Below are 24556 nucleotides of genomic sequence, written 5' to 3'. Positions count from 1 at the left end.
GCCGCAGTCTGGACGCTGCTGCTGCGACTGGTTACCCTTGCACAAAGCAGCCAAGATGAGGAAGGCCATACCAGCATGCGCAAGGGCATCATTCTGGCGGGGGGATCCGGTACCCGTCTCTATCCGTTGACTCAGGTACTGAGCAAGCAGCTCATGCCTATCTACGACAAACCGCTCATCTATTATCCCTTGTCGACCCTCATGCTGGCGGGCATCCGCGAGTTTTTGGTGATTTCTACCCCTGCCGATTTGCCGCACTTTCAGCGGCTTTTGGGTGACGGTTCGGCCTGGGGGCTCGATTTTCAGTATGCCGAGCAGCCACGGCCTGAGGGACTGGCGCAGGCCCTGCTGATTGCTGAAGACTTCCTGGCAGGAGCACCGGCCGCCCTGATTTTAGGGGATAACCTCTTTTATGGACACGACCTGAGCGAAGGCCTGCAAACGGTCAGTCAGCAAGAGTCCGGTGCTACGGTCTTTGCCTACCATGTCGCCAACCCGCGGGCCTATGGAGTGGTGGAGTTTGATGCCCAGGGGCGGGCGGTGTCGCTCGAGGAAAAGCCCGCCAAGCCGCGTTCCAGTTATGCCGTCACCGGTCTGTATTTTTATGACGCGCAGGCCAGCCAGATCGCGCGCACGATTCGACCCTCGGCGCGTGGCGAGCTGGAGATTACCGAGCTCAACGCTCGCTATCTGGAGGCGGGGCAGTTGCGGGTGGAGATTCTCGGGCGGGGCACTGCCTGGTTGGATACCGGCACGCATCAGGACCTGCTCAATGCCGGCGAATTCGTGCGTACCCTGGAAGAGCGCCAAGGGCTGAAAATTGCCTGCCCAGAGGAGATCGCCTGGCGCATGGGGTATATCGACGCGGAGCAGGTCTTGCGCCTGGCAGAGCCCTTGCGCAAAAGCGGCTATGGTGAATATCTGTTGCGTTGTCTGGAACAGGAGGAACGCTGATGGAAGTTCAGCGTCTCGCAATCCCGGAGGTCTGTCTGCTCACGCCGCGGGTGTTTGGTGACCAACGCGGCTTCTTTCTGGAGAGCTGGAACCGCAAGACCTTTGCTGATCTCGGTCTGGATCTCGACTTCGTGCAGGACAATCACTCCCGCTCCGCCCGCGGCGTATTACGCGGTTTGCATTATCAGATCGAGCAGGCGCAGGGCAAACTCGTGCGGGTGGTGGAGGGCGAGGTTTTTGACGTGGCTGTGGACCTGCGCAAGCGTTCTGTCACTTTTGGACAGTGGGTGGGGGCGCGCTTGTCTGCCACCAATCAGCAGATGCTCTGGATACCTCCAGGCTTTGCCCATGGTTTTTACGTGCTGAGTGAGTTTGCCCAGTTTCTGTACAAGGCCACCGATTATTATTTGCCCAGTGCGGAGCGTTGCCTGCTGTGGAACGATCCGACCCTGAACATCTCTTGGCCCATTCCCGCTGGCGAAACGCCTCTGCTAGCGGCCAAGGATGCAGCGGGCCTGCCCCTCGCCCAGTGCGAAGTTTTTGCCTGAGGGTATGTAGATGCGCCAGATCTGTATTTTGGGGGCTGGAGGGCAGTTGGGGCGGGAGTTGCTTCGCCGTTGTCCTGCGGATGTGACGGTGCAGGCTATTGATCGTTCGCTGCTCGACCTCGCCCGACCTGCGGAAATCTCCGCGCTACTGCAGCGCTTGCAGCCGCAGACCATCATCAATGCCGCTGCCTACACGGCGGTGGATCGCGCGGAATCTGAGGCGGAGCTGGCTTACAGCGTGAATGCCGAGGCGCCTGCACGCATGGCCCAGTGGGCGCAGGCAGCGGGGGCACGCCTGCTGCATGTCTCTACGGATTTTGTCTTCGATGGTCGGCAGGGCAGGCCCTATATGCCCAATGATCCCGTGGCCCCCCTGGGCGTCTATGGCGCCAGCAAGGCGGCGGGTGAGGAGAAGATCCGCGACATTCTCGGCGCAGACGCCCTGATTCTGCGTACCGCGTGGGTCTATAGCGAGTTTAGCAACAACTTCGTCAAGACCATGCTGCGCCTGATGGCTGAGCGGGAGACGCTCTCTGTGGTTGGCGATCAGATCGGCACCCCAACTTGGGCCGGGGGCTTGGCGGACGCGCTTTGGCGCGCCACCGAGCTACCGGAGTTCACTGGCACGCAGCACTGGACCGATGCCGGCGTGGCATCCTGGTACGATTTTGCGGTGGCGATCCAGGAGGAGGGCCGGCAACAGGGCTTGCTGACGCGAGAGATTCCTATACAGATGATTCCGACCACGGCCTATCCCACTCCGGCTAAACGACCCAGTTGTGTGGTGCTGGACAAGGCCGGCAGCTATAGCATTTTGGGGGCGGCACCGCATTGGCGGGTACAGTTGCGACGAATGATCCGGGTTTGGCAAGAAGGAAAGATCGATGGCTGAAAAGTTGATGCCGGCAGAGATGCGGCTCTTGGTGACGGGGGGGGCGGGTTTTATCGGCGCCAATTTTTGCCATTATTGGCGGCAGCGCTTTCCGCAGGGCCACTTGGTGGTACTTGATGCCCTGACCTATGCCGGTAACCAGGCGAGCCTCGCCGGGTTGATGAATCAGGCAGGATTCCACTTTGCCGAAGGGGACATCAACGATACGCCGCTGGTGGAAAAGCTCTTGCACGAACACAAGCTCAACACCATCGTCCACTTTGCCGCCGAGAGTCACGTCGACCGTTCCATCCACGACCCGGATGCCTTCCTGCATACCAACATTCTCGGTACCCACAGCCTCCTGCGGGCGGCGCGCAAGGTGTGGCTGGACGCGCCAGGTGGAGTCATCCCGCATCGTTTTCATCACATCTCTACCGACGAAGTCTATGGCACCCTCGGGCCGCAGGACCCGCCCTTCCGCGAGGACACGCCCTACGCGCCCAATTCGCCCTATGCCGCCAGCAAGGCGGCCTCGGACCACCTAGTGCGGGCCTATCAGCACACCTATGGCCTGCGCACGACGACCAGTAATTGTTCCAACAATTACGGGCCGTATCACTTTCCGGAAAAACTCATCCCCCTAGTGATACTCAATATTCTCCATGGCCGCCCTCTGCCCATTTATGGTGACGGGCAGCAGGTCCGCGACTGGCTCTTCGTTGAAGATCATTGCCAAGGCATCGGCCTGATTCTGGAGCGCGGTGAGGAAGGGGAAAGCTACAACATTGGGGGGCATAATGAGTGGACCAACCTCGATATCGTGCGCTTGATTTGCGAACTTCTGGATACGGCCTTTGCTGCCGACAGCTCCCTCGCTCAGCGCTTTCCCCATGCCGCACCGGCCCAGGGCAAAGCGGCGGAACGTCTGATCAGCTACGTCAAAGACCGCCCCGGTCACGACCGTCGCTATGCCATAGATGCCAGCAAAATCGGCAGAGAACTCGGCTACACGCCGCAACACAGTTTTGCCGAGGGTATTCGCAAGACGGTGGATTGGTACCTGCAGCATTCCGACTGGTGGCAGCCCCTGCTGGGGGACGCCTATGCCCAGTGGGTACAAAAACAATACGCTGGCTGAGCTCCTTCGCGTTTCACGGTTCTATTGCAGATGATGACTCGCTGGCGCTGCGCTCGCCTTCACGCTCTTTGCGTTGCAGAGCCACCAAGGCCATTACCTGATCACCGGGTTTGGGCAGGATCGCTTCGTCGGGCACTCCGGCAACAAAAGGCAGCAAGCGCTCCCCGCGCAGCAAAAATAGCGGCAGGAACCCCGCCTCGGCAAATTGCCGGCGATAGGCCTCCCAAGCGAATTGTTCGGAGAGTTTGGTAACTTTCACCGTCCACCCGTTTTCCAGACGCTGCAATAACTCCTCTGCCGTGGCTGTGGGAGCAAAGAGATATTGCTGGCGGTGACGACGCGCCATGCGCCAGCGAGCACTGTTCCGCTTCTGGCTACCATCCGGAAGGCTGAAGACCCCGTGGGCACCAAATTCTGGGGTATAGCGCAGACTGGCCACCAGATTCCGTGCCCGATCGGTAGAGAGGGCGAGCAGATAACCGACGCCTACCAGATCGAGCTCGCGGTCGGCAGCTTCCGAGACCGGTGAGCCATAAAAGGTGGGGACTCCCTGCATGCGTGCATTGCGGATCTGTGCAAAGTCATCATCTACCAAGAGGGGACGAAATTTCCATTGGCGAAGCTGCTCTGCTATGGCCATGGCCAGTGGGTTGGCGCCGATGATCAGGACGCCGCGTGGTTCCGTTTCGGCTACGCGCAGCAGGCGTGCCAGTGGGCGGCTGCTGAAACTTGCACTCAACACCGTGATGATGATGACCGCGAAAGTGAGAGGAACGAAGAGTTGGGCATCGGGATAGTGCTGCGTCTGTAGTTGCTCGGCGTAGACCGGGGCGCCCGCCGCAGCGACAATGCCGCGTGGGGCGATCCAGGCGGTCAGCGCCCGCTCGCGCCAGGAGAGAGTTTCGCGACGATCATAGGCCAGGAGTATCTTGAAGGGCTGGGCGAGAAGTTGAATGACCAAGTACAGAGCAAATCCCCAGAGCAGAACCTCGGCCAATGCGGCCAATTCCAGACGCGCGGCGAGCAACAGAAATAATAGGGAAATCAGAAGGATGGACAGACTCTCTTTGAAATTGAGAATATGTTCGCGCGGCACATTGCGCATATTCGCAAGCCAGATACCCATGATGGTCACTGCCAGCAGTCCAGATTCATGCACCAGGGAATTGGCGATGGCAAAGACGATGAATACCGTGCCCAGGGCGACAATGCCGTGCAGATAGTCGGGAATGGCCCGGTTGCGCAGCAGTCTTCCCAAGCCATAGCCAGCGCCGCAGCCGAGTCCGAAGCCCAGAGCGACGGTGCTGAAAAAGAGCTCGACTGCAGTCCACAGGCCACTATTCCCCTGATGGGCGATGACCCCCGAAAATACCAAGACGGCCAGCACCGCGCCGATTGGATCGATGAGAATACTTTCCCACATCAGCACATTGCGAATCTTGTCGTTGGGTCGTGCGGCACGTAACACTGGGCCGATAACGGTAGGGCCGGATACCACGATCACGGCGCCAAAGAGAATCGACATTGACCAGGGAAAACCGGTGATCCAACGCGTCGCAACCGCAAGGATCAACCAGCTACTGATGGCCCCAAGACCCACCATGCGCCGTACGACGCGGCCGAGTTTGCCGAGCTCCCGAAATTCCAGACTCAAAGAGCCCTCGAAGAGAATGACGGCGACAGCGAGGGAAATGCCGGGAAAGAGCAAAGGCCCAAAAAGCTCGTCGGGCTTTAATAGCCCGAAGACTGGACCGATGAGGATGCCGATGAGAAGTAGCAATAAAATTGCTGGAAGGCGCAGGCGCCAGGCCAACCATTGACTCGCGGCGGCAAGGATTACCAGGGCCGCCAGAAGCAACATCACGTCCATCGCGCTCTCCGCCAACTAGGGAAGAGCCAGCATAAGGCCTCATGCATCGGGGTCAAGTGACCCAGATGCATAGCGAGTTGATCTACAATGCCAGATTACTGAGCCGGTTTGTCCGTATCGAGGGCAAAGTGTCCACTGAATTCCGCTCGGTCGATCACATGTCCCAGGGGATGGAATTCGACGGCCTGTGGATCGTCGGCCGGGGGCGGCGCGATATCGCCAGGATCACGTTGCTTGCGGAGTTCTTCTTTGACCGCCTCCCAACTGGCTCCTTCCGCTAGTCCCAGATTGGGCAAATCACAAGCCAGAAGATGGAAATCATAGTGCTGCAACTTATGGCCAGGGTCGCCTACCGGTGGGTGATAGCCGGTGGACCCGAAGTCATTTTTTCCGACCTTGGCCCCCTCCGGAATCGGTCCACCCTCGGGAATACCCGCAGCACTCACCGGGATGTCGTAGACCAGCCAGTGGATCCGCTCTCCGGCTGTTGCGCCGCGATGTTCCATCAGCAGGATAAGGCTCTTGGCCGTGGCGGGAACATGGAGCCAGCTGATGGGCGGGATCTTCCCTTCTCCGGGTTGGGCAAAGCGTTGTGGAATCCAGTCTTCAGGATCAATACCGGTGCTGAATACTTTCATTTCTGCAGTCATCGTCGCCTCCTCTTCTCTTGCCTTTTCAGTCTAGGCAATGACAGCGCGTTTTGCCTCAGAGGCCAGTGGCACGGCGGATAAGGGGAAAATACCAGCGATAGGGAAGACAGCGCAGCACGTGAAAGCGGCGGGTAAAGGCGGGAGGGAATTCGATGGCGAAGCGCTGACTTTGCATACCTTTCAGTAGGGTTTGGGCTGCCTCTTCTGGTTGCAGTAGATGGGGCATGGCAAAATCATTCTGCGCGGTCAGCGGAGTGGCGACGAAGCCAGGATGCGCCACCTGCACGCCAAAGCCACGGGGTTCGAGATCCAGGCGCAGAACCTCGGCCAGATGAGTGAGTGCTGCCTTGCTCGGGCCATAATAGAGCGACTGTGGCAGCCCGCGCAGGGCAGCAATGCTGGAGACCAGAACGATTTTTCCGGGACCGCGCGCTTCCCAACCGGGTAACGCCGCCGCCAGGGTACGCAGGGCACCGCGATAATTGACGTCGAGGATGCTTTCTGCCTGCTGCAGATCGAGTTCCCAGCTGCGCGCTGGTGCATAGGCCCCGGCCAGATAGAGCAGCAAATCAAGCCCCTGCCAGTGACGTAGGATCTGCGCGTGTGCCTCCTCAAGACTCGCGGCTTCCCGAACATCCGCGGGGAGCAACAATGCGTTTTCTCCGTTCGGCAAGACCTGCTGAAGTTTGTCGGCGCTGCGCGCAGTGATTGCCACCCGTGCCCCGGCCGCGTGCAGGGCCTGGGCGGTGGCAGCGCCGATGCCGCTGCTGGCACCAATCAACCAGCAGCGTTTGCCGTGCCAGTAGCCTTTGTTCATCGGTACTCTCCCGGCTGTGGGTAGGTCCTCGCCAGTTCCGCCATGGATGCCGGCAGACGGTGAATTTCGATGATTGCCTCTCCGACAAAGATCCCCCAGAAGCGCATTCGACTATGATTGGTGACATGATCCGCATCCAGGCGATACATACGGTCATCGGTGCGCAGGTTGTAGAACTTCCCGCCCACGGGTTGGCGAACGGTGTAGCGCCAGTGCATGGCATAGCCCTCCGAGGCGCCCTCGGCGATGCCCACCAGGTCCCCAGCGGATCCCTTGGCAGTGGCGCGAAAATTTTTGCGGTCGGTGATCTGTAGATTCCAGATGCGTTCAGCGTGGCTGTTCGCGCCCTGGTCGTCAAGGAAAGTGAAACGCTCCTCCAGCGTCCCTGTTTCACCCTGCCATTCGCCAAACAGATGCATAAAGAAGCGGTTACGTACCCGGCCGCGGCGATCACAAAAGATGCCACTGGCCGCCAACGGACCGGAGAAAAACTGATCGAGGGGAAATTCGGGTACGCCTTTGGCGTACGCTCTCGTGCTGTCAACCGTCATGCTGGCGTCCTCCTGGCTTGTAGTGGATACGACGAAAACGGGCGGAGAGATGCAAAAAAAGGGAGCGCGAACGCTCCCCAATAGGCCACCAGAAGTCAATCTTTGCGAACAGGTATTCGCTGGGGGATTAGTTCCCCATGGGAATGTTCTTTTGGCACCAAGCCACTCAACGCGTAGGCAACGGCAATCAAGCCCAAGATTCCAGCACTCAAATTCCAGAAGGGAAGGCTAGCGGAGCCTTGGCTCGCGAAGAGTCCGGCGAGGAGCAGGAAAAATCCTGCCTTCATCCACGAAAAGTTGTGTACGTTCATCCCGTCCACCTCCTACGCGCTCAGCTTGGTGAGCTGATGTAGATCCATCACCGCTCGGGAGCCCGCCGACTGCCCCTGCGCGATGGAGTCATCGATGGTTTCCGGGCCCGTTGCGGCGCCACAAACATAAATGCCCTTGCGCGTGGTTCCTTGACTATTCGTGTACTGCTCCGCGCGGTCGATGAATCCATGCTTCTCCAGACCAATACCGAACACCTTGGCGATTTCCGGATTGAGGGCGTTGGGATCCATACCAATGGCGTGCACCACCATATCCATGGGGATGACAATGGGGCGCTTGACCAGGGTATCCTCGCCCTTCACCAGCAAACGGCCGTCGGGGGACTTGGTTACCTCGGCGATACGTGCCTTGACGAACTTGGTTTTGTACTCTTCCTGACTCTTCCAGTAGAACTTGTCTTCGTAGAGACCGAAGGTGCGGATGTCCATGTAGTAGATGAAAACATCGGTCGTTGGCGATAATTCTTTGATTTCCATCGCCAGGTTAGCAGAGACCGTACAACAGATCTTGGAACACCACTCGCGGCCGATCTGACGGTCACGGGATCCGACACAAAGCAGAATGGCAACACGTTCTGGTACACGACCATCAGAGGGACACCGAATCTGACCGATACCGACCATCTGCTCCATCTGTGTGGTGGTCAACACGTCCTCGTAGGTACCAAAGCCCCACTCGGGTTTGTTGATGGAATCGAAGTGAGTGAAGCCTGTGGCCAGAACGATGCTGCCAGCTTCGACCTTGTCACCGTTGCTTAGGGTGGCGATAAAGCTGCCCGCTTCGCCCTCCAATTGCGTCACTTTTGTCGATTTGCGGATGCTGACGTTACCGTCGCCGTCCACTCGGCTCACCATGCGCCCGATGGCGTCTTTCGCCCACTCGCCCGAGGGCACAAGTTTGGAGTAACCAGAGATTATCGGTGCGCCGCCCAGCACATCTTCTTTCTCGACGATGACTGCTTTCTTGCCCATTCCGGCGACGGTGGCAGCGGCCGATAGCCCTGCCGGACCCGCACCAACGATGAGAACTGTATCTTGAGATGCCATGACACTGCTCCTTTGCTGACCCTATGAGAGGAGCATAGTACTGGCATTTCTATCTGTCAACAGTTTGTACTAGACAAAATATGATCAAGATGATCGCGGCGGGTTCTGCCAGCTCTGCACCGCCTCAAGGAGCTCACGCAAGCGCCGAAAGCGTGGTTCGCCACCCTCTTCGTCGATCTCTTCCGCGCCACTGCCGCTCAACCAGAGCGTACTCTGCGCCGGCATCTCGCGACGCAGATGAGCAATGGCCTGTTGCGTAGTGGCAGAAACCGATGCCGCAGAAATCGCGATCAACAGCACCGGAACGGCACAGTGGCGTAGGCAGGCGAGCACCTCCTCCATATTCGGTTCACTGCCCAAAAACAGCACATCAGCGCCGCTGCTCAGCAAGAGGGTGCGGGTCATCTGCAGTTCGAGCGAGCGGTTTTCCCCGGGTAGGTCGGCGAGAACGATCTGCAGTGCCTTTGCATCCGGAGGGGGGAGCATAGCTATGGCTAGAGCCAAGGTCTCCAGGATCTGCTCCGTGGCGATCTGCAGGCTGAAGCCCGGCAGCGAGTCATCCAGTTCTGCACGACTCAGTCGTTGTTGCAGGGGGGCGGCGATCTGTGTAATGAACTGTCTCACCCCCTCGGCAGTCAGCTGCTGGCGCAGCAACCTTCGATGCGTGCGAAAATCCCGCAGGCGCAGAGACTCCCAGAGATCGTCCAGCAACGGAGACTCGCCCGGCGTGATATTGCTGGTGCTGCTGTCGGGAAGCTCTTCGAGTAGGCGATCGAGCTTTTCTTCGTCAGCACCGACCACGAAACCGGGACGATAGCCGGCAGCCAGCAGTTTGTTGATGTTCTGCAAACGTTCAATCTGCGATCGACTGTACAAGCGATTACCGCTGCCGTCGCGTTCGGGTACCGGAAACTCATAGCGGCGCTCCCACATCCGTAGCAATTCCTTGGAAATACCGGTTTCCTGTTCGACGACGCTGATCGGGTATAGGCTTTCTTCGCTTTGCATGGGATTTTCGTTCTCTATTTGTATAGGACGTACTTGAGACTGGGTTGAGGCTGGATTACACTGTTTCCAAGGTCACTATGCCGTATAGTACAAAAGTTTGCACACCTTCAACATAGGGGAGTCAGTGAAAGATTTTTTTCCGCAGGCATGGCGCAATCAACTCGCGCGTATCGACAAGCGCCAGATCGAAGATTGGGGTTTTGGCGTTATTGCCCTGGATGATGCGGCACGAGTGGTGCTGTTCAACAGTGCAGAAGAGCGGCTCAGTGGCTTGCCGCGCGCGGAGGTGATTGGCAAGGATTTTTTTGTCGAGGTCGCACCTTGCACCGCGAGCCGGTTGTTCCGTGGTCGTTATCTGCAAGCCCGTGCGCAGGGCCAGCTCGATGAGCACTTCTTCTATACCTTTACCTACCGCATTCGCCCAATCTCGGCGCATGTACACATGCTACACGACCGAAATCAATCGCCCCTGGTCTTCCTTTTTCTCGATCGTGTCGTTCCGCTCTTCGAGGATCTGGCATGAGCGCGCAACTGCAGCCACAGTCCGAGGAAGCCTTGCTGCTGGCTCTCGACGCGCTGCGACAACAGAAATTTCAAACGTCGGGACTGCGCGACGAACAGGATCTTCTGCTGTATTTCTGTCTGCAAAGCCTGTGGCAGCTCCTCAACAATGCTTATCAGGGGGACGGCAGGGCGTTTCTGAGCTCGGAGCAGACTCGGCTGCTGCAACTTGTCGATGGACGCATCGCCCAACTGGAAGCCAAGCTCCCTCAGGCATTGGTGCTGGGTGTGCAGCACTGTCTGCGCCGCTATCTGGCTGCCGTGGATGAAGCGCAGTCCGACAATGTGGAGGGGTCGGCGTGAATGCGCGCCGGGAGCTACTGCAGCTCCTGCGTGCCGGTCTTGAGTCGGGTTTCATTCTGGATTGGCGGGTGGCTGGCGCGAGCCATGGTTGGCCGGGTCCTGCGCTTCTTGCGTGGGCCTTGCGTTTGCGACAGCGTTGGCGCCAGCGCCTGGCCCCGCGTTCGCGGATCGCCGTCATGCTGCCCAATAGTCCGGCCTTTCTGGCGTATTGGCTCGCCGCCTGGCAGGGAAACTGGGTGTTCTGTCCGCTGCCACCGTTACCAGAGATGGAGCTGGAGCGGCGCTTGCGGCTGCTCGCGCCACAGCTCATGGTGCTCTGGCAGGATGGCGCGCTGCGCGAGCACTGGCATCCTGCGGCGCAGCCCGTTGCCGATCCGGAAGACCTGGCCAGCATTTTCTGGACCTCTGCGAGTGTGGGGCCGGGTAGCGCTTATGGTCTGGGGTATGACGCGCTGCTGTGGCAACTGCAGCAGCACGCCCCAGCGCTGGATCTCGACCGCAGCAGCCTGGTCCGCAACACCTTGTCTTGGGCACATATTTTTGCCGGCGTTCTCGAGCTCCTGCCGGCAGTGGCGGCGGGTACGGAGCTGCGCGTCGCTGCGCTCAGCGAGATCCGTCATGAGTCTTTCACGCATCTGTTTACGGTACCTCGCATTGCCCAGCTCCTCCCAAATCCAAGCATCTCTGCGCTGCAGGGTGGAATCATCGGCGGGGCGGCGGTGGATGCCAGTCTGGCCCAACGTCTGCTCGGCAGCGCCGTGCGGGTGGGGTATGGGCAAAGCGAGGCGGGACCCGGAATCTTATTGGGCGAGCCGGGCGTGTTCTCGGTCGCCTATGTCGGTTCGCGGCTGCCGCAGACTGAGCTGGAGCTGCGAGAAAGCCTGCGCTATCGCTCGCCGGGCCGGGCAATGGGGCGCTGGAATGGTCAGGGCTGGGAGGATCTAGAGGATGCGCAGGGCTGGGTTGATAGCGGTGATCGTGTCGTCGCCTTGTCCGATGGGCATGGTTTCCAATGGCAGGGGCGCATCGATGCCGCGTTCAAGTTGGCGGATGGTCGCGGCGTGCAGCCAGAGAACGAAGAGTTGCGCCTGCAGGCGCAGTATCCCGATCTGGAGGCGCTGATCCTGGGTGCGCCGGGATCCCGGCGTCTTACGGCTCTGGCGTCGGCGCCCCCCGCGCTCTGGCGCAGGCTGCGCTGGCACGAACGCTATCCGCTCTTTCTCTTGCCCCCGGAACAATGGAGCGTCTGGCAGGGCGCAACTGGCAAGATTCGACGAGGCGACTTGTACGCCCATTGGCGACATATTTTGGTGCAGGCAAGGCGCGTGTAAGGAGGCACAACATGGAACGATCACTACTGGTTACTGGAGCTTCGGGTTCGCTGGCCACGGAACTGATCCGCCAGGCGCGCGATGACAACTGGCGGGTGATTGCCGTATCCCGCAAATTGAGACCAGAAGACTGGGATAAAGAGGATCTCTGGCTGCAGGCGGACGTATCCACTGCGGCCGGCGCGGAGGCCGTTTTCGCGGAGCTCGCGCGGCAGGATCTGGTCCCGGATGCCCTGGCGCATTTGGCAGGCTCATTCCTGCTGGCGGGGCTGGCCCAGACTTCGGAAGCAGCGTATCGCCAGTGTCTGGCCGCCAACCTCGATTCCGCCTTTTTCCTCCTGCGGAATTTCGTGAATATCCGACGAAAAGCCGGTGGTGGCGGAGCCGCTGTCTTTGTCTCGTCCGTAGTGGCGGACATTGGTGTTGCCTTTCACGAAGCGGTAGCGGCGGCGAAGGGCGGCTTGGAATCCCTGGTGCTAGCCGCCGCTGCCACCCATGCACGCGACCAGATTCGCATCAATGCCGTGCGTTCCGGTCTGATGGATAGCCCGGCCGCAGCGCACATCCTGCGCAATGAGCGCGCGCGGGATCTCGCCCGCCAGCAGTATCCATTGGCTTCGCTGATTTCGCCTGAGGAAGTCGCTCAGGCCATTCTGTACTTACTGTCGGCAGAGCAGATTACCGGACAGATTCTGGCGGTGGATGGCGGGTTTGGCGCCATCCGGCCCTTGGTGACGCAATAGCAGCCCAGGGCCCGCAGTGCGGGTCCGGGGCAGGCTGATTACGCAGCGGGCATGGGCGCGACGCGGAAGGTCTCGAAGATGATGTCGATGGCGGTGTGTTGCGCCCCGTGCGCGACGGCGTCGAAGATGTCCTGATCGCTCCAGTCCAGCGCGCGCAGTGCAGCAATTTCTTCGTTCTTCACGCTATGCGGGTTACGCACCGCACGAAGCACATAGTCCAACAAGTGATTCTCCCGCTTCTCCAGAGGTCCTTCCAACGGATGCTCGCGGGCCTTGGCGATAGCTTCCGCTGAAAGTCCCGCATTCAACAGAAGCGATTTATTGAAGCCAATACAGAATTGGCAATTTCCGTCCTCTGACAGGATGTAGCGCAGCATCGCCAGAAAATTGGCGGAAAGCCGCGGGTGCTGGCCGAAATAGCCAAGGGTCTGCATCTGAATCTGCAAGAGTTTGGGGCTGACACCGAAGAGCTGCAGCCCCTCAGGCACGCCTCCGAAGGATTGGGTGATGGCCGCATAGAGCTCCGCCAACTCGCCCTGTGCGTCTTTGGGATCGGTAAGATGAAGTGTTGCCATGAGATGATCCTCCGTTAGATTGGAGAAGACAACATACCAACCGAACGGTATGTAATCAAGTAAAAAGAGTTCCGGCAAGCTGGGTGGATCAGTGCCACCAAAGAATCAAGCGCGGGGTAGTAGCTGATCTAGTGCATTTGCAAATGCCTGCCGATCGGCGTGGCTGAGTGCAGTGGGGCCCCCTGTGTGCACTCCAGAGTCGCGCAGTTGCTCCATCATGTCACGGATCCGCAAGCGCTCGCGGATGGTTTCGGGGGAATATCGCTCCCCACGCGGGCTCAGAGCATAGCCACTTTTCTCCAGCACGGCGGCGGCTAGCGGAATGTCGCCAGTGATTACCAGATCGCCTGCCGCGATTTGCCGGACAATTTCCTCATCGGCCACATCAAAGCCCCTTGGCACGACCAGAGTACGGATAAAGGCAGAGCGAGGTACGCGCAGAGGCTGATTGGCTACCAGGGTCAAGGGTAGCTTCAAGCGCTCGCTGGCGCGATACAGGATTTCTTTAATGACGTTGGGACAAGCGTCGGCATCCACCCAAATATGCATGTGACGGATCTCAGGAAGGTTGGACTGAAAACACCATGTCACAGATATGACTTTCTCACAATCGATGCCTTCAAGGAGGACAGTTGACTGCGTCTCCTATGAGAACCGCTAATCACACCTGGCGGCATTGCGGGCGATGTTGGACACCAACATGCTGCTTTCTGGCATTGCCTAGCCCGCCAGTGTGTCGGGCAAGATTCTGGCTGCGTGGCGACATGCTTCTGTCAGAGGTGCTGTTGTCAGACTATATCCTCGAAGACCTTCGGCGGGTACTGCCTCGACTGGCGCACCGCCATGGGTTGATTGCGACCGAGATGAGCGATCTGGTCGATATTATGCCTATCCAAGCAGAACTGATCACCCCCTACCTGGGCTCGATCCGCACTTGCGCTACGACAAGGGTCGACCGGTGCTGCATACTCCGCTGACCGCATTAAAGTCGTCGGGTGTAAACTATCTCATTACTGGGGTCAAAGATCTTCTGGCGTTAGCCGATCGTTACTCTGTTGTCACCCCAGCAGAGTTCTGGGAGGCGCATGGCGGAGTGTAACTCTGCAAGGGGTGCTTGAGACTGGAGGCGGATGCTGGGTTGGATTACTCTTCGACGAGAATGATTGGTGGTGCTCCGAAGCAGCCTGCAGGTCAGAGTGCCAATTTTAACTGCGAGCTTGATATTGACAAACGGAGTTAAGATGCAGTAATTTAGGTTAACTCGATAAATTCCAGATATTCAAAATCGGGTAAGTGAAAAACTTTCTCGGCAATCAATGCGTCAAGAAATTTTTAAAGGAATTATTTCATGGGTGCGTTATTTTTAGACTTTCTAAAAAACATTAATTCATTTACTTCATTTCTAGATTTGGTTTTAGTTGCCGTATTTATTGTTATCTTTAATGTAATTAATCTTCTATCTTCAGGAAAAATATATAGAATAAAAATATCTAAATCGGATACAAATTTAAATATTATTGAGAAGCTCGTCGGTAGCAGCAATGTAAACCTTAGCGATGAACAAAAAGCCCTTTGTGATCAGATAGTAACAGAATCTCTGATCAATATCTGGACCGGTTACAGGATCAGGCTTGATCAACTATCAGTATACAATTTTGTAATGGCAACCACTGGAAATCAATTTCTGGCAGTATTTTGCGCTAAGTCAAAAAGACCGGGGGAAACAATAAGAGAAAACTCCAAGAGATCTGCAGTGGAATCTGGGATAATTACTATATTTGTTTTTGTATTTTTATTTTTAGGATCTTTTCTTGCTGGGTTTATTATGTCTAAATCGAAAGTCGCAACTCGAATTGATCTAAATTTTAAATATACAATAGAATTTTATTCTGATATATTTTTTATGTTCGTTTTTTTTGTTGTCTACATTTTTTCTTTCAATCGGTTTACAAATTCTACTATACTCTGGTATAAATGCCGAAAAAACAAAGAATTTGGAGAATTCAAGTAATGAATTCATATAACGACTAGCTTCTGCACGCTGTTCGTTAAAAAACTGTAGACGTTTGTCCAATCAGATGAAAATATTCTGAAAGTAATCCTGTTGAATGCCTCGGTTATTTATCCAAATAGCCGCCATCCACCGTCGTTGGCCCTGATGGTCGGCAGCATACACTTTTCCTCAATGAAAGTCATCACATATAGGGTTAAGATTTTTTAACCGAATGTCATTTGTGCCTTTGGCTCATTAAGCCGAACTTTTAACAGCATTGGGAAATCAGCCGGCCAAGTCATGTATGCCAAATGCGGCGGATATTCCAAATTTATCAGATAAATGTGGCTATAATTGTGCGCTTCTCTGGCATCAACGTTTAGCCAAACGGGCAGTATCACGGTCTTATTTCCGAATATCTTCCGAGCAAGAATTGAGTCGAACTCCGCGTGTCCTCAGCCATCATTTGATAGAAAATTATGTGACAAAATAACAATGCATTTGTTAGTTTCACGAAGTCCACGCTCTATGCTTGATCAAAGGCTATCATCTACCTTCAATGAGAACTCATCGTACCACACTGTGCAGAAATTTTTTGCAAGCTTATGTGCGAGCTCTCGAACAAAAGAATCCTTGCCACGGGAGTCGTGTGAAATAAAGGCGAGCGGTTTCTCGCTCGCGGGGCGACTTCGGGCATGCTCTCGATCACAGATATACAGAAATAATCTCGCATTCAAAATTTATCAACTAGTGATGCTCTTTGCGCCATTGTGAGATCAAAATGGAGATAGAATTGAGCTCTTCTCGTGAGCTGAAGAGTCGCGCTCGATTGTCGCTCAGAGTATTCAGAGTGTCCCGTTTCCACATGGATAGTGTCTCCCCTGGATCTGAGACATCAATGTTCCGGTTCCGATGAGTGTAAGAGTGTGCTCTAAGCACTGAGACAACCCATTATTTCCTGGTAAATAGAAATACCAATACTTTGAGTTTGCTTCGAAATCATAAGCAATCTTGGCAATTAAGTTTGCAAGCACGACACCGTCTCTGGTGGCAAGAGTTCACGGAAGATGCATTGCCAGTACTAGTGTCCAGTCAGTATCAAAATACTCCAGAATGGTAGCCATTGAATTCTTCCAATATCCTAAGATGCTGCTGAAAAACCAACAATGAAATCCGGGAGACACCCATTTTCCCAAAAGATACGTCTTCTGAACGTTGGGTATCTGGAAACTTTTCGGCGAAGAAATCTGTTAGTTATCCTATCCGCTTTTCGCCTAGAAAACACGACTGTCAAACATACAGACCCATCTTTGAATGATAGCTTCCGCTGCATAATCGTCTATTCCGCATTGGATCATGCAGCCTCGTGTTGCAGGGATTCGTAGCCGATGCAGGCCAGCCAAACCGTCTTTGGTATGGGTCTGGCCCCACTTTTATAGTAGGCAATCATCCGGCGGGTCATACCAATAGCCTGGGCAGCCTGATTCAGGCTGAGTCGGTTCCGCTCCATCCAGCCAGCGAAGTCCTCGCGGGTCGGCAGGCCTGCCTGCTGGCGACCCAGGCTATACAATTGGTCTGCCCCCAAATCCAGCCCGCCCGGCCAACTCAGGCCATCTCCCCAGTCATCGCTCTGGACTTGCGCAAAAATCGCCGGATCGCGGAGAGCGGCAAAGGGGTCTCCTTCCCGTTTGGCACCGATAGTGCTGACCAGATCTGTCACAAAAGTTTCTCTAGTCGACCACTCAATGGTGGCCTGGAATGGCCCGGTGATCTCGATTTTACGAATTTGTGGTGCATGGTTCATGGATTCAGCCTCCGATATTCCGCTAGCAACATTTCTCGACGCGCCGCTATCCAAGCGCGCACGGGAAACAACCGCTTCCTCGGTGTCACAAAGCCTGAGAGTAATTCCCCGATTTCGATGGCCAAAGACACCCGTGATCCATCCCGGAATTGAACGTGGACGTGAGGCAACAGATGAGGCTCTCGACCGTTGATGCGTACACGCCAATCATCCACAGGAGGATACGTCATCATAAGTTGAGGATAGGGCATCTATTGCACTACCTCAAGGGGTGATCACCGCCTTTAGACGCCAACGGCAGATGAATTCGCACAGCTCAGACCCCTAGCAACTTGAAAGAACGTCTTTGGCAGATAATCTCTTGCTCAGCGTCGGTTCAGGCCGCGCTTTTGCAAAAATTCCCGCATGTGTGGGCGCGCTTCACGACCCACCAGGCCCGCTACCTGTTGCGACCAGGAGCTATCCTTGCTGTTGCTGCTACGTTGCCCGTAGTACGCACGCATCTCTTCATCGTAGGCCGCAATCCCATCCTGCTCGCTGTTGGCGTCGTAGTGGTCTTTCTTGCGCACGACGGACAGCGGCAGACGCGGCTTAACCTCAGGGTCCTGCGCGGGATAGCCCAGGCAGAGTCCGAAGACCGGGTAGGCCTGCGCCGGAATATGCAGAAGGTCACTGATCTCCTGTGGATGATTGCGCACGGCGCCGATATAGCAGGTGCCCAATCCCAGGGACTCCGCAGCAATCACGCAATTTTGTGCGGAGAGCGCGGCATCGATGGTGGCAATCAGAAAATGCTCCGTCATTCCATCGACAAAGGCTGTGCCTTGGCGTTCACAAATGTGTTCCGCCCGGTGCAGGTCGGCGCAGAAGAGCAAAAAGACCGCGGCAGTACGGATCTGGTCCTGGTCTCCCGCGAGCTGGGCAACCTGCGCCCGGAGATCACGATCATCGACCTGGATCACGGAGTACGCCTGGATGTTGCTGGAGCTCGCTGCCGCCTGGCCACAGCGTACAATCTCCTCTACCACGGCGTCCGCGACCGGCTCGGGACGAAACTGACGGATGGAGCGATGCGTCTGCAGAAGGGAAAAAACATCATTCATGCTATACCTCGGAAGTCAGCGAAGAGAGACAGCGCGGTTGAGCCACCAGACCGTACCGTTCAAATAAAAGGCCACGCAGAGCCAGAGCAGGTACGGGAGCATGAGCATACCGGCAACGGATTCGATTTGGAAAAAGAGGATGGTTGCGATCAGCACCAGGGCGAAGAGAAGAGACAAATCCAGCCAAGCGAGCAACATGCGCCTACGTCCAAAAAAGATCCACGACCAGGCGGCGTTGGCGACCAGTTGCAAGGCGCAGAGAATCAGGGCCGCACTGCGGATGGGCGCGGCGGGGGCGAGCCAGACCATCGCCGCGGCCAGCGCCATGAGGATGTAGAGCAGCGTCCAGACCAAAGGAAAAACCCATGGCGGGGGCAATCCCGGTGGCTTGCGCAGCGACTGGTACCACGAACCCGGCCGGTAGCGAGCCCCAGTAAAGGCAGTAGCAAAGCTCAAGGCCAGGCTGATGGTGTAGGTAAGTACGACCACGTTCCCTCCCAGCAACTGACGGGTGCCGGTATCACTTCCCCGCGCGAGGCGCCGCACAGGCGGGTAGAGTACGACGTCTACTCCGGGGATGTCATAGCCGCTCGATTGGCTGCGGTATCGGGGAGCTTATGCATTTCCAGAGTAATGTCCCCGGCATGCAGTCCATACCAGGTGACATCGGTGCGATCGATGACAACATCCGGCTGAATCATGTACATCCAGTCATCGGCATGGAGATTATAGTAGCTTTTCCCCACTGGCTGTTTGACGTTATAACTCCAGTGCAGGGCAAAGCCATAGGCGTCACCTTTCGCTGCCTTGACGTCCCCGGCCGAGCCTACCGCATAGCCCGAGAAATGATGGTCGCCATCGTCCTGCAAATACCACACGCGCTTGGCGTGGGTAATCTTGCCGTCGTTGGCAATATAGGTGAAATATTCATCCAGAGTGCCCTTGTTGCCGTCCCAATGGCCGAGCATGCGCACGGTGAAGCGGTTCACCACTTTACCGGAGCGGTTCTGAAACATGCCTGTAGCTAGCAGGGGACCGTTGAAGAATTCGCGCAGCGAAAAATGCGGCTGCGTGTGGGCGTAGTCTGACGGCAGTGTTGCGCAGCCCGACAGGGCTACGGCGATAGCCACGGGGGTTAGGATATAGGGGATCTTCATGGATGTGCTCCTGAGAGGGTGGTAAAACGAAGAGCGGCCCGGTCGACTCGCTCGGGTTGTAAAAGGTAGATGGCCCAGAGTTTGAACAGCGCGGGTACGAGGGCATATCCCAGCAGCAGGGCCCATAGATTCTGCCCTTCGACGCTGTACCCGAGCCATTGCAACAGGGGCAGAATGAGCCCAGCACCAATGGCGGTCGCGGCCTTGCCCACCCAGTTGTAGAGACCGAAATAAGAACCTGCACGAGCGTCCGGATCGGCATCAGTGTGATCGGCAAGAATACTGGGCGGCAACGCCTGATCGGCGCCGAGGGCCAGGCCACTGAACAGGCACACCAGGGCGTAGCCCCAAAGCAGACCAGGCCCAAGCAAGACCGCGCCGAGAAAGGCGAAGGTTGCCAGCAACATGGCCCAGCGCCAGGCGCGGGCCTTGCTCTGCCGATGGGAATACCAGAGCCAGAAGGGCATGCCAGCAGCTCCGGACAAGAAATAGAGCAGCAGAAATCCCGGCGCCCAATGCGGAGCTCGCAAGATCTGATCCACAAAAAAGAAGAAGAGGGTGGCAGCTACGGTGTTGGCGCTCTGCGAGAGGGTGTAGACGGCGAAGAGGCGTCGCGTTGCCGGCCGACGCAGAGGCTCGTAAAAGCGCCACCAGGCTCTCTGCGAAGTAACCGCTACCGGACGTCGCAGGCTCCGATTCCAGAGCGGAATGGCCGCAAAAAAGAGTAATACGACAAAAACCAGGGCAAAGGCCTGCCAGGCGGCCTGAGCGGGAAGATGCCGCTGCAGAAGCTCGGGCAGGATGGCCGCCAGGAGTACGCCAATCAATGCCGCCCCTTCCCGCGCCGTGGTCAACCAGCTACGCGCCTGATATTGGGTGGAGAGCTCGGCCGCCATTGCCTGGTAGTTCAACCCACTGACGCTGTAGGCGACGTAAAAGGCGATGAGTGCCGGGGCCAGAGACCACCAGATTGGGAGACTGCGAAGCGGGTTGAAGAGAAAATAAAAGCTGAGCGCAAGCGGCAATAGACCCCAGGCAATCAGGCCCACCCGCGCACCGTGCCGGGCTGCCCAGGCGTCGCTCCAGCGTCCAATCAGCGGGTCGATGACGGCGTCGCCCAGACGCGTCAGCAGGAGCAGCAGCCCCACCCCCCCCAACGACAGGCCGTAGCGGGTAGCATAGAGGTGCGGCAGGAGCAGGTATACTGGCAGAGCACCAAAGGCCAAAGGTAGGCCGAACGGAGCATAACGCAGGAGGATGGCAAATTTGGGACGCTCTGGTTCAGTCATGGAGACCCAACAGCTTTTTGCGCAGGCCGGGTACTCTGGTACGCGGATCGAGCCAGATGCCGAAAAATGCTGGACAGAATTTGGGATCGTCGATTTTGCTGTAAAGCTTTCCGTCAAAATAGAAGGCGGTGTACTGCTGTGGAACGCAGAGGCCGACCAGTTCATCGCCGCTGTGCACAGAGGGAAAGGCTTGTCGCAGCTCCCGAGCAAATTCCTCTCGCAGTGCCGGGTCGGGATGGCTCAATCGATCCATTTCTCGTAAGGAGGTTTTGGCGAGCTGAGCGCTGCTGAAACTTCGGTCATAGCGGATGGCCAAGGCGAAAGGCTCGGCAGCCGGTTCATAGTCCTTGCCGCTCACATACAGCGCTGCGTCGTAGACGTGAAACAAAAACCAGTCGAGTTGGCCTGCACCGAGCAGGTGTAGGTTGGGAACAGCGCTATACAACGCCGTTGGTAAGGGAATGTCTACGCTTTCGGCACATGCCAGGGGTGGAGCACCAAGCGCCAGTATGGTAACGAGGACCAGCAGCCTACGCATGGGCGAGGGTCCACTGGCCGACATTGATGCTGCCCTCACGGAAGCCGGCCTCGCAGTAGGCCAGATAAAATCGCCACAGCCGCTGGAAGCTTTGCTCGTAGCCCATCTGACTGAGCCGAGTGCTCTGGGCATCGAAGCGGGTGCGCCAATAGTGCAGGGTCCGGGCATAATCCTGGCCGAACTGGCGGCGCCCAAGAACTTGCAGTCGCGCTGAGCGCAGCTCTGCGTGAAATGCCTTGGGCGAGGGCAGGAAGCCGCCCGGGAAGACATGGCGCCGGATGAAATCCGAGCCGCGGCAATACTGCGGATAGAGTTCGTCAGCAATGTCGATGCTCTGTACTACCGCTCGTCCTCCCCGGCGAAGCAGGCGAGTGAGGGCCTGGAAATAGGTAGGCCACCACTCGCGGCCCACCGCCTCGAACATCTCGATGGAGACGATGCCATCGTAGCTGCCCGCAACGTTCCGATAATCGCGGTACTCCAGGGAGGCCAGATCGGCAAGGCCCGCTTTTTTCAGACGTTCCTGGCCGTAGTGCAGCTGCTCGCGCGATAGCGTGATGCCGTGCACGCGGTAGCCCTGACGTGCGGCATATTCGGCGAAAGCGCCCCAGCCACAGCCAATTTCCAGGATCGTCGCCCCCGGACGCAAACGCAGGCTGGCCAATGCTATGGCATATTTTCTTTCTTGTGCCTGCTCCATGCTTTCGTCTGCGTCCTCAGAAAAACAGGCACTGGAATAGCTCATGCTGGGATCGAGCCAGAGCTGATAGAAGTCATTGCCGAGATCGTAGTGCGCCGCAATGTTCTTCTGGCTACCCGAGAGGGTGTTGGCGCGCAAGCGGTCGAGCAGGGCAAAGAAACTCCGTCGCCACCAACTGCCCTGTATCCAGGCCTCTACAGCGTTTCGGTTGCGCAAGGCGAGACTGATCAATTGAACGGGATCATTGCTATCCCATAAGCCCTGGAAATAGCTGCGCCCCATTCCCACATCTCCGTCGCGCAGAATTTGACTGATGCTGCGCCAATCGTGGATCCGCCAGTGGGCCTGCGGTCCCGCTTTCTCACTTTGGAAGCGCCAAAGCTCCCCTTCCGGGGTCTGTACTTCCAGGGATCCGCATTGTAAATGTTGATCGAGAAGCCGATACAGCAGGCGGGCCCTACGCGAGCGTGGTTTACCTGCCCAGTGCAGGGGGGCGGCGGGTGAGGTACTCATGAGCTGATCTCCTGTGCCGGGGGAATGGGTTTGCGTTGCAGGCGAATGCCGGCCCGCCAGAGCTTGAGGGCTTCCCAATGGATGCCGATGGTGACCATCAGGCTCATCAGGGGGTTGCTCAGTACCGCACGCCAAGCGGTACCAGCGCTCAGCTCCTGACGTTGGCCGGCAAGCTGGGTGATCAGACGCACCTCACCATTTTCTCCGACATGATGAATGTCTATCTGGACCCTTTCTGACTCGAAGCGAAAGCGGAACCGGTAGTGGCCATCCACGGAGAAAAATGGCGAGACGTAGAAAGCCTTCTCGGCAATGAACCAGTCATGGCGATCCATCACCCGCCCGTCGGGGTGGCGCACCAGATAACTGTGGTGCTCACCGAAGGTATTGTTGACTTCGGCAAGCACCCCACGCAGCCCACCCTGGGCATCCACGCCCAGCCAGAAGCTGACGGGCTTGAAACTGTAGCCCCACAGACGGGGATAGGTGACCAAATAGATAGCGTCCGCCGCTACCCCGTGCCTGGCAAAGATATCGCGAATCCAGATCGCCGGATCGCTGCCGTCGCGACGTCCGTGATCTGCCACGCGAAAGCTGAGAGGCGTTCGATAGCGCAATGTTTTTCGCAGCTGCTCCTGCTGGCGGATGTCAAAACAGAGCTGAAAGCCGCGATAAAAGAAGGGGCGGCGCTTGGGCTGCAGGCGCTGGTGCATGACCCGTACCGTTAGCAGGGCACCGGTCAGATGGCGTTTTGCGGACATAGCGCACGTCCCTCCTCACGCTGTGCATTCTCCACCTGCCACGGCGCCCGGATACCCAGCGCATTTGCGACAGCCATGGCACTGCGCATGCCATCTTCATGAAAACCATGTCCCAACCACGCGCCGGCAAAGAGCAGTCCGGCATCTCCCTGCAACTCGCGTAAGGTCCCCTGCGCCTGCAACGCGGCAGCGTCGAAAACCGGATGCGCGTAAGAAATCTCCTTCCATACCAGTGACGGATCAGGCTCCCGCTCGGGATTCAGGGTGACGATCACCGGATCGCGAAAGGGGAGAGGCTGCAGACGGTTGATGAGATAGCTGACGGCTACTGAGGCGTCCGAATTGCCGGTGTTCTCGCGGTGGAAGTTCCAGGCCGACCAGGCCGCTCGCCGGGTGGGGAGAAAGCTGCGATCCCGATGCAGAATCGCCCGGTTGGGTTGGTAGCGAATCGCCTGCAGCGCCTGCCGTTGCCGCTGCCAATTATCACTCAGGAGTGCGGCTGCCTGATCGCTGTGTACGGCGCTGATCACCCGATCGAAGTCTTCCGTCCCTTTGCTACTGTGCACACGGATACCATTGCCGATGGGCTCGAGACGCTGCACGGGATGATTCAGGCGGACGTCTGGAAGTTCGCGCAGAATGCGCTCGACGTAGATCCGACCACCGCCGCGCACGGTGCGCCATTGCGGGCGGCGCAGCACATTCAGCAGGCCATGATTATGACAGAACTGCAGGAAGGAGCGAGCGGGATATTCTTCCATCTGCCGCACGGGACAAGACCAGATGGCGGCGGCCATGGGCAGCAGATAGGCCTCGCGCAACCAATCTCCGTAGCCCCCGCGTTCCAGAAACTGGCCCAAGCGAACATCCTCGGTACTTTTCTGCAACCAAGCCTTTGCATCCCGGTTGAAACGCAGGATGTCGCGCAGCATACCGTAGAAGGCGGGACGGGACAGATTGCGGCGTTGTGCAAAAAGACTGTTGAGATTGGTGCCGCTCCATTCCAGCCCCAGTTCGGAGAGACGAACGCTGAAAGACATGTTACTGGGCACGGTCTCGATGCCGAGCTCGGCGAAAAGGCCGAGCAGATTGGGGTAGGTCCAGTCGTTGCAGACGAGAAAACCGGTGTCCACTGGGGCACGGATTCCCTCATGCTGAATATCGACGGTATACGTGTGCCCACCGAAGCGGCTGTCCGCCTCGAAAAGGGTTACCTGATGCTGCCGGTTCAACAGCCAGGCGCTCGCCAAGCCAGAAATTCCACTCCCGATCACTGCTATGCGCATACCCTTCTCCGGTGCCTGTATTCAAGGTATCTACGTGGCTATTTCGTAGCTGGATGCAGCACCCATTGCTGCTGCGCCAATATGTTCATATTATGTATAGTACAAAATTT

At 57.3% G+C, this 24556-nt stretch carries 27 protein-coding genes; 9 read left to right on the top strand and 18 right to left on the bottom strand.

What is annotated here, in order from left to right:
• The first annotated feature begins 75 nt into the window (after positions 1-75).
• Genes rfbA through rfbB form a run of 4 tightly spaced genes read left to right on the top strand, consistent with a single transcriptional unit; the run spans position 76 to position 3514 of the window.
• Positions 76-954 (top strand): glucose-1-phosphate thymidylyltransferase RfbA, encoded by an 879-nt coding sequence (gene rfbA / locus MQE22_RS10755; RefSeq protein WP_215873005.1) that lies wholly within the window; start codon positions 76-78, stop codon positions 952-954.
• Positions 954-1502 (top strand): dTDP-4-dehydrorhamnose 3,5-epimerase, encoded by a 549-nt coding sequence (gene rfbC / locus MQE22_RS10750; protein ID WP_215873004.1) that lies wholly within the window; start codon positions 954-956, stop codon positions 1500-1502. The genes rfbA and rfbC overlap by 1 nt, the downstream gene beginning before the upstream one ends.
• Positions 1503-1512: 10 nt before the next feature.
• Positions 1513-2394: a dTDP-4-dehydrorhamnose reductase gene (gene rfbD, locus MQE22_RS10745; protein ID WP_215885534.1), complete on the top strand. Its 882-nt coding sequence runs from the start codon at positions 1513-1515 to the stop codon at positions 2392-2394.
• Positions 2387-3514 carry a dTDP-glucose 4,6-dehydratase gene (rfbB, locus tag MQE22_RS10740; protein WP_226827483.1) on the top strand — a complete coding sequence of 376 codons (1128 nt, stop codon included), beginning with the start codon at positions 2387-2389 and terminating at the stop codon, positions 3512-3514. Before rfbD ends, rfbB begins: the two co-directional genes overlap by 8 nt.
• A 13-nt stretch (positions 3515-3527) precedes the next feature.
• On the opposite strand, the gene MQE22_RS10735 is transcribed toward rfbB, so the two are convergent.
• The 6 genes from MQE22_RS10735 to MQE22_RS10710 all read right to left on the bottom strand — a co-directional run bounded on the left by MQE22_RS10735 (position 3528) and on the right by MQE22_RS10710 (position 9789).
• Positions 3528-5384, bottom strand: coding sequence for a cation:proton antiporter (locus MQE22_RS10735; RefSeq protein ID WP_215873002.1), 1857 nt, complete (start codon positions 5382-5384; stop codon positions 3528-3530).
• Between the two features lie 95 nt (positions 5385-5479).
• On the bottom strand, positions 5480-6034 hold the full coding sequence (locus MQE22_RS10730; RefSeq protein WP_215873001.1) for a YbhB/YbcL family Raf kinase inhibitor-like protein: 555 nt from the start codon (positions 6032-6034) through the stop codon (positions 5480-5482).
• Between the two features lie 55 nt (positions 6035-6089).
• Positions 6090-6851 carry an SDR family NAD(P)-dependent oxidoreductase gene (locus MQE22_RS10725; RefSeq protein ID WP_215873000.1) on the bottom strand — a complete coding sequence of 254 codons (762 nt, stop codon included), beginning with the start codon at positions 6849-6851 and terminating at the stop codon, positions 6090-6092.
• Positions 6848-7402, bottom strand: coding sequence for a DUF3833 family protein (locus MQE22_RS10720; RefSeq protein WP_215872999.1), 555 nt, complete (start codon positions 7400-7402; stop codon positions 6848-6850). Before MQE22_RS10720 ends, MQE22_RS10725 begins: the two co-directional genes overlap by 4 nt.
• A 323-nt stretch (positions 7403-7725) precedes the next feature.
• Positions 7726-8781, bottom strand: coding sequence for a CoB--CoM heterodisulfide reductase iron-sulfur subunit A family protein (locus MQE22_RS10715; protein ID WP_215872997.1), 1056 nt, complete (start codon positions 8779-8781; stop codon positions 7726-7728).
• Between the two features lie 84 nt (positions 8782-8865).
• Complete coding sequence (locus MQE22_RS10710; protein ID WP_215872996.1) at positions 8866-9789, bottom strand: MerR family transcriptional regulator; 924 nt, start codon at positions 9787-9789, stop codon at positions 8866-8868.
• 124 nt (positions 9790-9913) lie between these two features.
• On the opposite strand from MQE22_RS10710, the gene MQE22_RS10705 reads away from it, so the two are divergent.
• From MQE22_RS10705 to MQE22_RS10690, 4 genes are read left to right on the top strand one after another with little or no spacing between them, the layout of a single operon-like run.
• Positions 9914-10312, top strand: coding sequence for a PAS domain-containing protein (locus MQE22_RS10705; RefSeq protein ID WP_215872995.1), 399 nt, complete (start codon positions 9914-9916; stop codon positions 10310-10312).
• Positions 10309-10653 (top strand): hypothetical protein, encoded by a 345-nt coding sequence (locus MQE22_RS10700; RefSeq protein ID WP_215872994.1) that lies wholly within the window; start codon positions 10309-10311, stop codon positions 10651-10653. The genes MQE22_RS10705 and MQE22_RS10700 overlap by 4 nt, the downstream gene beginning before the upstream one ends.
• Complete coding sequence (locus MQE22_RS10695) at positions 10650-11984, top strand: AMP-binding protein (protein ID WP_215872993.1); 1335 nt, start codon at positions 10650-10652, stop codon at positions 11982-11984. Before MQE22_RS10700 ends, MQE22_RS10695 begins: the two co-directional genes overlap by 4 nt.
• An 11-nt stretch (positions 11985-11995) precedes the next feature.
• Positions 11996-12727: an SDR family NAD(P)-dependent oxidoreductase gene (locus MQE22_RS10690; RefSeq protein ID WP_215872992.1), complete on the top strand. Its 732-nt coding sequence runs from the start codon at positions 11996-11998 to the stop codon at positions 12725-12727.
• Positions 12728-12765: 38 nt separating this feature from the next.
• Here the strand turns inward: MQE22_RS10690 and MQE22_RS10685 are convergent, their stop codons facing one another.
• Both MQE22_RS10685 and MQE22_RS10680 read right to left on the bottom strand, forming a co-directional pair.
• Positions 12766-13302, bottom strand: coding sequence for a carboxymuconolactone decarboxylase family protein (locus tag MQE22_RS10685; protein ID WP_215872991.1), 537 nt, complete (start codon positions 13300-13302; stop codon positions 12766-12768).
• Positions 13303-13407: 105 nt separating this feature from the next.
• Entirely contained in the window at positions 13408-13851 is a 444-nt protein-coding gene (locus MQE22_RS10680) for a YaiI/YqxD family protein (protein ID WP_215872990.1), read from the bottom strand.
• A gap of 799 nt (positions 13852-14650) precedes the next feature.
• On the opposite strand from MQE22_RS10680, the gene MQE22_RS10675 reads away from it, so the two are divergent.
• On the top strand, positions 14651-15313 hold the full coding sequence (locus MQE22_RS10675; RefSeq protein WP_215872989.1) for a hypothetical protein: 663 nt from the start codon (positions 14651-14653) through the stop codon (positions 15311-15313).
• 1336 nt (positions 15314-16649) lie between these two features.
• Here the strand turns inward: MQE22_RS10675 and MQE22_RS10670 are convergent.
• From MQE22_RS10670 to MQE22_RS10625, 10 genes are all read right to left on the bottom strand, one after another.
• Positions 16650-17099: a DUF2442 domain-containing protein gene (locus MQE22_RS10670; protein ID WP_215870723.1), complete on the bottom strand. Its 450-nt coding sequence runs from the start codon at positions 17097-17099 to the stop codon at positions 16650-16652.
• A complete protein-coding gene (locus tag MQE22_RS10665) occupies positions 17096-17329 on the bottom strand; it encodes a DUF4160 domain-containing protein (protein WP_215870763.1) in 234 nt (77 codons plus the stop codon). Before MQE22_RS10665 ends, MQE22_RS10670 begins: the two co-directional genes overlap by 4 nt.
• Before the next feature lie 135 nt (positions 17330-17464).
• Positions 17465-18202, bottom strand: a complete 738-nt coding sequence (gene nfsA / locus MQE22_RS10660) for an oxygen-insensitive NADPH nitroreductase (RefSeq protein WP_215870724.1) — start codon at positions 18200-18202, stop codon at positions 17465-17467.
• Positions 18203-18217: 15 nt separating this feature from the next.
• Complete coding sequence (locus MQE22_RS10655; RefSeq protein WP_215870725.1) at positions 18218-18691, bottom strand: TspO/MBR family protein; 474 nt, start codon at positions 18689-18691, stop codon at positions 18218-18220.
• A 77-nt stretch (positions 18692-18768) separates the two neighbouring features.
• Positions 18769-19359, bottom strand: a complete 591-nt coding sequence (locus MQE22_RS10650) for a DUF3833 domain-containing protein (RefSeq protein ID WP_215870726.1) — start codon at positions 19357-19359, stop codon at positions 18769-18771.
• Positions 19356-20648 (bottom strand): MFS transporter, encoded by a 1293-nt coding sequence (locus MQE22_RS10645; protein ID WP_215870727.1) that lies wholly within the window; start codon positions 20646-20648, stop codon positions 19356-19358. The genes MQE22_RS10650 and MQE22_RS10645 overlap by 4 nt, the downstream gene beginning before the upstream one ends.
• On the bottom strand, positions 20641-21186 hold the full coding sequence (locus MQE22_RS10640) for a chalcone isomerase family protein (RefSeq protein WP_215870728.1): 546 nt from the start codon (positions 21184-21186) through the stop codon (positions 20641-20643). The genes MQE22_RS10645 and MQE22_RS10640 overlap by 8 nt, the downstream gene beginning before the upstream one ends.
• Positions 21179-22399 (bottom strand): SAM-dependent methyltransferase, encoded by a 1221-nt coding sequence (locus MQE22_RS10635; protein WP_215870729.1) that lies wholly within the window; start codon positions 22397-22399, stop codon positions 21179-21181. The genes MQE22_RS10640 and MQE22_RS10635 overlap by 8 nt, the downstream gene beginning before the upstream one ends.
• Positions 22396-23160: a DUF1365 domain-containing protein gene (locus MQE22_RS10630; protein WP_215870730.1), complete on the bottom strand. Its 765-nt coding sequence runs from the start codon at positions 23158-23160 to the stop codon at positions 22396-22398. Before MQE22_RS10630 ends, MQE22_RS10635 begins: the two co-directional genes overlap by 4 nt.
• Entirely contained in the window at positions 23139-24446 is a 1308-nt protein-coding gene (locus tag MQE22_RS10625) for an NAD(P)/FAD-dependent oxidoreductase (RefSeq protein WP_215870731.1), read from the bottom strand. The genes MQE22_RS10630 and MQE22_RS10625 overlap by 22 nt, the downstream gene beginning before the upstream one ends.
• Positions 24447-24556 lie beyond the last annotated feature (110 nt).

Source organism: Acidithiobacillus sp. YTS05 (assembly GCF_024396695.1).
Lineage (GTDB): Bacteria > Pseudomonadota > Gammaproteobacteria > Acidithiobacillales > Acidithiobacillaceae > Igneacidithiobacillus > Igneacidithiobacillus copahuensis.
Note: the sequence above shows the minus strand (reverse complement) of the source record. Positions and strands in the feature narration are given on the sequence as shown.